Genomic DNA, 7,196 nt, shown 5'->3' on the forward strand with positions numbered 1-7,196 from the left:
TCGCCTCCATCGGTTCGCGAGACCTCGACACCCGCCCCGCCGAACCCCTGCGGTCCACCATCTATGCATGGGTCAAACGGTGCCCCTCCTGCGGCTACTGCGCACCCGACCCGGGCAAAGCGCCTGAGGGAGCGGCCGACGTGGTGAAACTCCCGCGCTACCGGGAACAGCTCGACGCCCGGAAGTATCCCGGAGTGGCAAACACCTTCCTCTGCTGGTCGCTCATCCAGGAGGACCTCGGTGCGCCGGCCCAGGCGGCATGGGCCTCCCTTCACGCTGCCTGGGTCTGCGACGACGAGGGGGATGACGTGCCGGCCCGGATCTGCCGGAAACGTGCCGCCGACCTCCTGCGACGGGCGTGGGAGAAGGGTGAGCGCCTAGCCTCTCAGGCAGGGGCGGACGAGGCGCTTCTTGTGGATCTGCTCCGCAGGGCCGGGAGGCTCCGGGAGGCCCGCGCCGTGGCAAAGGAGGTGCTGGAGCAGAACCCCGCGCCCCTCATCGCCGGGATCATGCGGTTCCAGGTCAGGCTGATCACCGCATCAGACCGGGGCGTCCACACCGTTGCGGAGGTCCGGCGGTCCGGGCAGCCAGTGCCGCAATGACCCGTGGCCGTGGCAAAGCCCCACATTTTGTATACTGTTCCGCCGATACTGTATCATGGATATCACGATCTTCTCCCCCGGCATCTACACCTACGGCGCTATGCTGATCGGCGGCGTCCTCCGCGACGCAGGCCATCGGGTGACGCTCACCCGGACGCCTGCCGCCCCGGCCGGTTCGCTCCTGCTCGCGAGCCTCTTCTCGACCCAGCACCTCCTCGACCCCGCTGTCCAGGACCTGATCAGGACCCACCGCGAGCGTGGCGGGACGGTCTACGTGGGGGGACCGGTCTCGGCAGCGCCGGAGATCGTGCTCGGCGAACTCGCCCCCGATGCGGTGGTGGTCGGTGAGGGTGAGGAGACGGTGGTCAGGCTCGTCGAGGAGGGGGTCTCAGATGCCCTCCCCGGGATCGCCTTCCTCGACGGAGACAGGGTAGTCGTGACGCCGCCCGCCCCCCCGGCCTCGATCGACCGGCCGCTCCCCCAGATCCCGGAGGACATCGGGAGCCAGAGCATCAGGGGCGCGAGCGCCTACATCGAGACCCACCGGGGGTGCATCGGGGGGTGCACCTTCTGTCAGGTGCCCAGGTTCTTCGGGCGGACGATCCGGAGCCGGCCGCTTGCAAACATCATCGAGGAGGTGAAGGCATTTGCGGCGTGCGGGGCGACACGGCTCTCGGTCTCAGGGGGGACCGGGTCGCTCTACGGCTCCCACGACGGGGAGATGGACCCGGAAGCCTTCATCGCCCTCCTCCGCGGGATGGCCGGGGTAATGGGGCCGCGCAACGTCTCCTCCCCCGACATCCGCGTGGACTGCATCACCGACGAGGTCCTGGACGCTATCCGGCAGTATACCATCGGGTGGGTCTTCTTCGGGATCGAGTCGGGGAGCGACCGGGTGCTCCGGATGATGGGCAAGGGCGCCACCGTCCGGGAGGTCGAGGAGGCGGTGGAGCGGTGCCGCGAGCACAACCTCAACGTTGCGGGAAGTTTCATCGTCGGCTACCCGGGGGAGACGGAGCGGGACTACGAGGCGACAAAAGACCTGATCGCCGGCCTCTGCCTCGACGACGTCTTCGTGAGCAGCGCCGAGCCCATCCCGGGGACGCCGCTTGCAGACCTCGCGGTCAGGACCCCGCGCGAGAAGAACCCGGCGTTCGTCCCCCACACCGGGGAGTACCGGCCGCTTGACCTGACCGAGAGCGAGGCGCGGTGCTTTGACCTGATGATGCACGCCGATATGTACCGCCCGCAGATACGGCTCGTGACCGACGAGATCTACTCCGCCTATCTCGCTGAAGCGAAGAAACAGGGGCGGGATATCAGGGCGGCAACCGACCTCATCCTCCGGTACGCCCGGGCCCGGGCATAGGGTTCCGGCCGGTAGCCTCTATTTTGCAGGTAGTCGTCCCGAACCACTTCTCCTGGGAGGGGGACGCCCGCCCGGGCCTTCGGTGATCGAGTTCCGCGTCAGTGGGGACGCCGTTGCTCGGTGCTCAAACTCCGGCACTCAAAGTCTGGCGGCATCTCAAGTTCCAGACGTTCCGTCCGCCGCACCTTCCATACACGGGTTCCCACTGGATATCGCATTTTTGGGGAGGCGGCTCGCGGAGAGGCGGAAATCCCCTCCCCTGTCTCTCACGGGCGCTACCTATAGCCCCCGACCCGGCGGGCATAGACCGTCACGACCCACCCGAGGAGCGCCGTCGCACCTGTGACCAGCAGAAGGACCAGCCAGTGGACGGGCCCGGCGGTATCCACCGCCAGCCTGACCATGAGGTTTAAGGGGTTATAGGGGACGGCCATGACAAAGAGGAAGACCACAACGAGCGCTGTCGAGAAGATGAACTGGGCGCTCGTCCGTTCCCGGTAGTGGAGCGCAACGAGGGCTCCGAGCAGGATAAGGAAGAGCCCGCTCACAGAAGCGTGGAGGATGATCGCGACGGCGCCCCTGACCGCGATACCGTTCGCCCCGAGGAGGAGAAGCCAGGCTCCGGCCTGGACCGGGACCAGGACGGCGCAGGCGGCGACCTTCCCCCAGACCATCTCGGTAAACGTGACCGGCGTCGAGATAAGCGTCTCAAGGGTCTTTTGCTGGTACTCCTCGGTGATGAGGTCGATGATCAGGGCCGCCGAGATGACCGCCGGGAGGAAGACCAGCAGCGGGATGAGGAGACCGTAGACGAACTCAAAGAAGTTCTCCGCACCCCCGGCGTCGGGGAAGTTCAGCCCGACCGGGAAGGAGACCATCCGGTCGGCCCTGACCTCCCTGAGTTCCCGCTCGTAGCCCTGGAGCACCTCCTTGAGTTTGACGTTGATGACGCTCGACTGGAGGTCGTTTTTGATGAGGTAGAGCGTGACCGTGACCGGCCCCTCCGCGTCCGGCGGCGTATCCGGGACAAAGACCACCGCCGCAACCTTCCGCTCGCGGAGTGCGCCGAGCGCCTGACCGAGGTCCATCTGGTGGAGCACCAGATCGTCGCGCTTCTTGAACTCATCGATGAGCGGCGAGTCGGCCCCGGCGTAACCGACGCCGTAGGTGACCATCGAGTAACCCTCGAGCGCCTCCGGGTCGTACATGGTGGTGAGCCCCACCATCAGGAACGAGGAGAACATCGCGATGAAGACCTGCAGGAGGATGGCAAAGATGATCGTCTTCTCGGCAGAGAGCCCGAAGAGTTCTTTCTTCGCGATGAGACCTACGCGGCGGGTGTTCATAGGAGCCCCCCCAGGATGAAGTGGAGGTTATAGAGGCTGTGCACTGCGCTTGCCACAATAAGGCCGGGCCCGTAGGCGCGCCGCCCCCAGAGCAGGAGGAACCCTCCGGTGATCAGCACCCCGGTGATGTGGAGGAGGAGCGGCATCCAGAGCACCCCGAGGGAGAGGAAGAGGGCGCTCCCGAAGATCGACTCGCTGATCTGGGCGAGTGTGGCAAGGAGGAGGAGTTTCTCCCCGGCGAGGAACCCAAGGCCGATGACAGACGCCCCGAGGAGCAGATTCTTCGGCGTCAGGAACCCGGGGCGTTCCCTTGCGATGGCGTAGATCCCGACGGACTTCGCGAACTCCTCGATGAACGCCGCAGCGACGATCAGGAGGATGAGGGAGAGCGGCATCGGGATGTTGAAGAAGAGGACGAGCACCATCATCTGGACCATGAAGACGAAGGGTATCGAGAGGGCGGCAAGGAGAAAGAGCGAGAGGTGCGGGTGGCCGCGGACGATCCCGCCCGAGATGAAGTCGGCGAGCCGTGATGCGAGGGGTTTTGCCGAGAAGAGCCGCTCCTCGCGGTAATTCACGATGCCGATGTAGAAGAGGATGACGCTTGTAGCGAAGAAGAGCGCGGTCGAGTAGAGGTACTCGGCGGCGGTAAACCCGTCGCCCTGGAGTTCAAGGACGACCAGGGTGAGGGGGGAGATGATGCTGATGACGTGGGTGTTTGCAAAGACCGTCGGGAAGAAGAGGTAGGCAGTGACGAGGGTCGAGAAGAAGATCGAGACGAATGAGAGTTCCTTGAAACTCCGGGCGGCCATGCCGATGATCAGGGCGTTTGCGAGGAAGAAGAGGATGACCGGTATGAGGGGTATGAGGATGCCTGCCGGCGCCCCGATGAGGAAGGTTATGGCGGCCGCGATGAAGAGCATGAGCGCAAAGTAGGGGAGCGCCTTCCCGATGATGATCGCAGACGGCCGGACCGGGGCGGAGAGGAGCGCCTCCCCGGCCCTTCCCACCCGCTCGTTCATCACGCTCATCATGAAGAACTGAGATGTGAAGTAGAGGGGGAAGATGAAGACGAAGATTAGGATAATAGAGTCGAAGGGAAGCGGCGGGGAGAGCTGGGACGGTGTCCTGAGCCTATCCGCCGACGAACTCTCCGAGAGGACGCCGGTGTAGCGGGAGAGGGGATGGTCGCTCTCGGTCTCAGCGAGGTGCTGCCTGAGGTCGTCCTCCGAAACCGGCATGGTCGACGGGGGGAGGGTCACCGCCTCGACCGGGCCTGAAGGAGCGGGGGGGTTCTCGGCACCCACCGGGGCGCCGACCCGCTGCCCGCTCTCCGTGGCCACGAAGTCGATCTCACTCTTCACGTACTCCAGATCGATCCAGAGCGGGTATGCGGCGAAGAGATCGGGCTCTGCAGCGGCAACGTGGGAGACATAGGCCTCGTAGTCGCGTTCAAGCGATTTTAGGGCCGCCCGTCCTTTATCAGTATCGGCGGCGTAGACCTCTCCCCGGAGGATGGCAATATCGTAGGCGAACCGGTCCTCCCAGAGGGCGGGGCCGTCAGCGATGATGACGGTGAACCGGTTGTCGGGGGCGACGACCCGGGCGACGTTTGAGTCGTCGATGCCGATGCGATACATGCCGTCCTGCATATGGACGCCGCTCTGGGCGGCAAACGCGGTCACCAGCACCAGGAGGATGAGCAGCCCCACCGCGAGGGGCAGGACGTGCCTTCCCATCGTGGTCATCGACCGCTTCATCTCCCAGACGGCTATCGTCCAGATGGAGGAGAGCATACGCATAACAATCCCCAACAAGCGTCAGAGGAATCATATCTCTCTGCAGCAACCTATTAGTAGTCATCGACGACATAGGAGGATACCAACGTGATCACGGCCCGCGCTCTTGTCAAACACTACGGCGACTTCCCGGCCCTCGACGGCGTCACCTTCGACCTCGACGACGCACAGATACTCGGGGTTATCGGGCACAACGGGGCCGGCAAGACGACGCTCTTAAAGATCATAGCCGGCCTTATCACGCCGACCTCGGGGGACCTCGTCATCGACGGGGTCGATGTCGTCAGGCGACCGTTCGACCTGAAAGAGAACCTGGGCTACCTCCCCGAGGAGTCAAGGCTCTACGAGACGATGACTGCAGATGCGTACCTCTCGTTCTTCGGCGAGATCTACGGTATGTCAAAGACCGCCATCAGGACCCGGCGTGATAACCTCCTCGCTTCGCTCGCGCTCGAACCAGAGGGGAAGAAGATCGCGGAACTCTCAAAGGGGATGAAGCGGAAGGTCGCCATAGCACGGTCGCTGATGCACGATCCCGGCCTGCTCATCTACGATGAACCCACATCCGGCCTCGACCCCATGACCTCCCGGTCGGTGCTCGACTACATCAAGGGCCTCCGCGAGGGGGGCAAGACGGTGATCTTCTCGGCCCACAACCTCTTCCAGGTGGAGGAGGCCTGCGACCTCGTCCTGATCCTGCGCCGGGGCAGGGTGGTTGCAAAAGGGACCATGCCCGAACTTCGGGAGGCGTTCGGCTCGATCACCTACCAGATCTTCTTCCGGATCCCGGATCCAGCGACTTTCGCCACATCGGTTGGGTACTCGGCCTACGACGGCCGCTACCTCGCCGAGGCTCGCTCCATCGATGAACTGAACAGGACGACCGCGGCGCTTGCGGCAGACGGTGCCGCAATCGAGCGGATCGAGTCGCACTACCCGACGCTTGAAGAGATGCTCCTGCGGATCGGGCGGTGACCCGATCTTCCAGATCGGGTATGAACACCTGCCCGATCACACCCGCAAGACGTGGCTTGTCCCGTAACTCTTGCCTTTAACCGCGCTCTTCTCCCCGCTACGGGTGAGGGCGAAAGAGATCCTCCCCGGTGATCCCCGGTCCCATGAGCGAGGTCTTCCCGTTTTTCCCGCCGAAGCAGGGTATATATAGCAGGGATGTCTATCTGCCTCCAGAACACCGCTGGAATAACAACATCCAGCCACCTGCAACAATCACAATGCGGGCAAAGGACGGTGCAGGTTGACCGGACTGCCGGGCGCGTCATCCCCAAAGGAGATATATTCCCAGGGTGCGGGAAGACCGCCACTGAAACGATCGTGCAGAGATCAGGTGCAAAAATGCGCAAAATTGAATCTTCAGCGGGCCTGAAGGGGTTCGAACCCTTGGCCTACGGATTAAGAGTCCGTCGCTCTGCCGAACTAAGCTACAGGCCCACGCATCTGACCTAATAGTGTAGCACGGGATAGGGTATAAATCTTGCGGGATCTAGCCGAAAATCGCCGAAATGGAATCCCTTAATAATATGAGAAGTTACACCATTGTACGCATGCCTGAGGCGGTCCAGAACGTTTCAAAAGAACGTGTCAAATATGTCATTTTTGGCTGCGGGAGCACCGGCTATAACGTTGCGGAAGAACTCGAGCAGGAAGATGAAGATCTCATCATCGTGGATAAGGACGAGAAGCGCGTGGAAGATCTCCGGGACCAGAAGTACGAAGCGTTCGTTCGTGATCTCCGCGACCCCGACCTCATGGAGGGATTGCCGGTGCCGGAGGTCGCGTTCATCCTTGCGAACGATCGCGACGCCAATCTGGCCGCGCTCAAGACCATCAAGAACCGCTACCCGGCGACCTACGTCATCGCACGCGCCACCGACCCGGTCAGCGTCGACCTCCTCCAGCAGGAAGGTGCCGATATCGTCCTCTACCCGCAGGAAGTGGTTGCGAGGACCGCCATCCACCATATCAGGCAACTCCACTCGTCAAGGCTCGCCCTGCGGCTCTATGATATGCTTGCTTCCTGGGAAGGGACGCTCTGCATCGTCACCCATCTAAACCCCGACCC

7 protein-coding genes and 1 tRNA gene are annotated in these 7,196 nt (G+C 63.2%); 5 read left to right on the forward strand and 3 right to left on the reverse strand.

Annotated elements, in window-relative coordinates; translation table 11 throughout:
- Together BP858_RS09125 and BP858_RS09130 are read left to right on the forward strand one after the other, a co-directional pair.
- Window positions 1-602, forward strand: a 602-nt coding sequence (locus BP858_RS09125) for a hypothetical protein (RefSeq protein ID WP_286879336.1), incomplete at its 5' end; no start/stop codon positions are given.
- 55 nt (window positions 603-657) lie between these two features.
- Entirely contained in the window at window positions 658-1,971 is a 1,314-nt protein-coding gene (locus tag BP858_RS09130; protein ID WP_286879337.1) for a methyl-coenzyme M reductase glutamine C-methyltransferase, read from the forward strand.
- Window positions 1,972-2,246: 275 nt separating this feature from the next.
- On the opposite strand, the gene BP858_RS09135 is transcribed toward BP858_RS09130, so the two are convergent.
- Window positions 2,247-3,317, reverse strand: a complete 1,071-nt coding sequence (locus BP858_RS09135; RefSeq protein ID WP_286879338.1) for an ABC transporter permease — start codon at window positions 3,315-3,317, stop codon at window positions 2,247-2,249.
- Window positions 3,314-5,119 carry a PrsW family intramembrane metalloprotease gene (locus BP858_RS09140; RefSeq protein ID WP_286879339.1) on the reverse strand — a complete coding sequence of 602 codons (1,806 nt, stop codon included), beginning with the start codon at window positions 5,117-5,119 and terminating at the stop codon, window positions 3,314-3,316. The genes BP858_RS09135 and BP858_RS09140 overlap by 4 nt, the downstream gene beginning before the upstream one ends.
- Before the next feature lie 84 nt (window positions 5,120-5,203).
- Here BP858_RS09140 and BP858_RS09145 point away from each other — a divergent pair, with 84 nt between their 5' ends.
- On the forward strand, window positions 5,204-6,091 hold the full coding sequence (locus BP858_RS09145) for an ABC transporter ATP-binding protein (protein ID WP_074174760.1): 888 nt from the start codon (window positions 5,204-5,206) through the stop codon (window positions 6,089-6,091).
- A 143-nt stretch (window positions 6,092-6,234) separates the two neighbouring features.
- Window positions 6,235-6,375 (forward strand): hypothetical protein, encoded by a 141-nt coding sequence (locus BP858_RS09150; RefSeq protein ID WP_156147525.1) that lies wholly within the window; start codon window positions 6,235-6,237, stop codon window positions 6,373-6,375.
- Window positions 6,376-6,491: 116 nt separating this feature from the next.
- Here BP858_RS09150 and BP858_RS09155 read toward each other — a convergent pair.
- Window positions 6,492-6,565, reverse strand: a tRNA-Lys gene (locus tag BP858_RS09155).
- Window positions 6,566-6,678: 113 nt separating this feature from the next.
- On the opposite strand from BP858_RS09155, the gene BP858_RS09160 reads away from it, so the two are divergent.
- Window positions 6,679-7,196, forward strand: a 518-nt coding sequence (locus BP858_RS09160; RefSeq protein ID WP_286879340.1) for an NAD(P)-binding protein, incomplete at its 3' end; no start/stop codon positions are given.

Source organism: Methanoculleus sp. UBA413 (genome assembly GCF_002502935.1).
GTDB classification, from domain to species: domain Archaea; phylum Halobacteriota; class Methanomicrobia; order Methanomicrobiales; family Methanoculleaceae; genus Methanoculleus; species Methanoculleus bourgensis.

What these genes read in the sequence shown, in the direction of transcription:
- BP858_RS09135 (WP_286879338.1), bottom strand. Translation starts at nt 3,317, where the DNA reads ATGAACACCCGCCGCGTAGGTCTCATCGCGAAGAAAGAACTCTTCGGG.
- BP858_RS09140 (WP_286879339.1), bottom strand. Translation starts at nt 5,119, where the DNA reads ATGCGTATGCTCTCCTCCATCTGGACGATAGCCGTCTGGGAGATGAAG.
- BP858_RS09150 (WP_156147525.1), top strand. Translation starts at nt 6,235, where the DNA reads ATGAGCGAGGTCTTCCCGTTTTTCCCGCCGAAGCAGGGTATATATAGC.
- BP858_RS09130 (WP_286879337.1), top strand. Translation starts at nt 658, where the DNA reads ATGGATATCACGATCTTCTCCCCCGGCATCTACACCTACGGCGCTATG.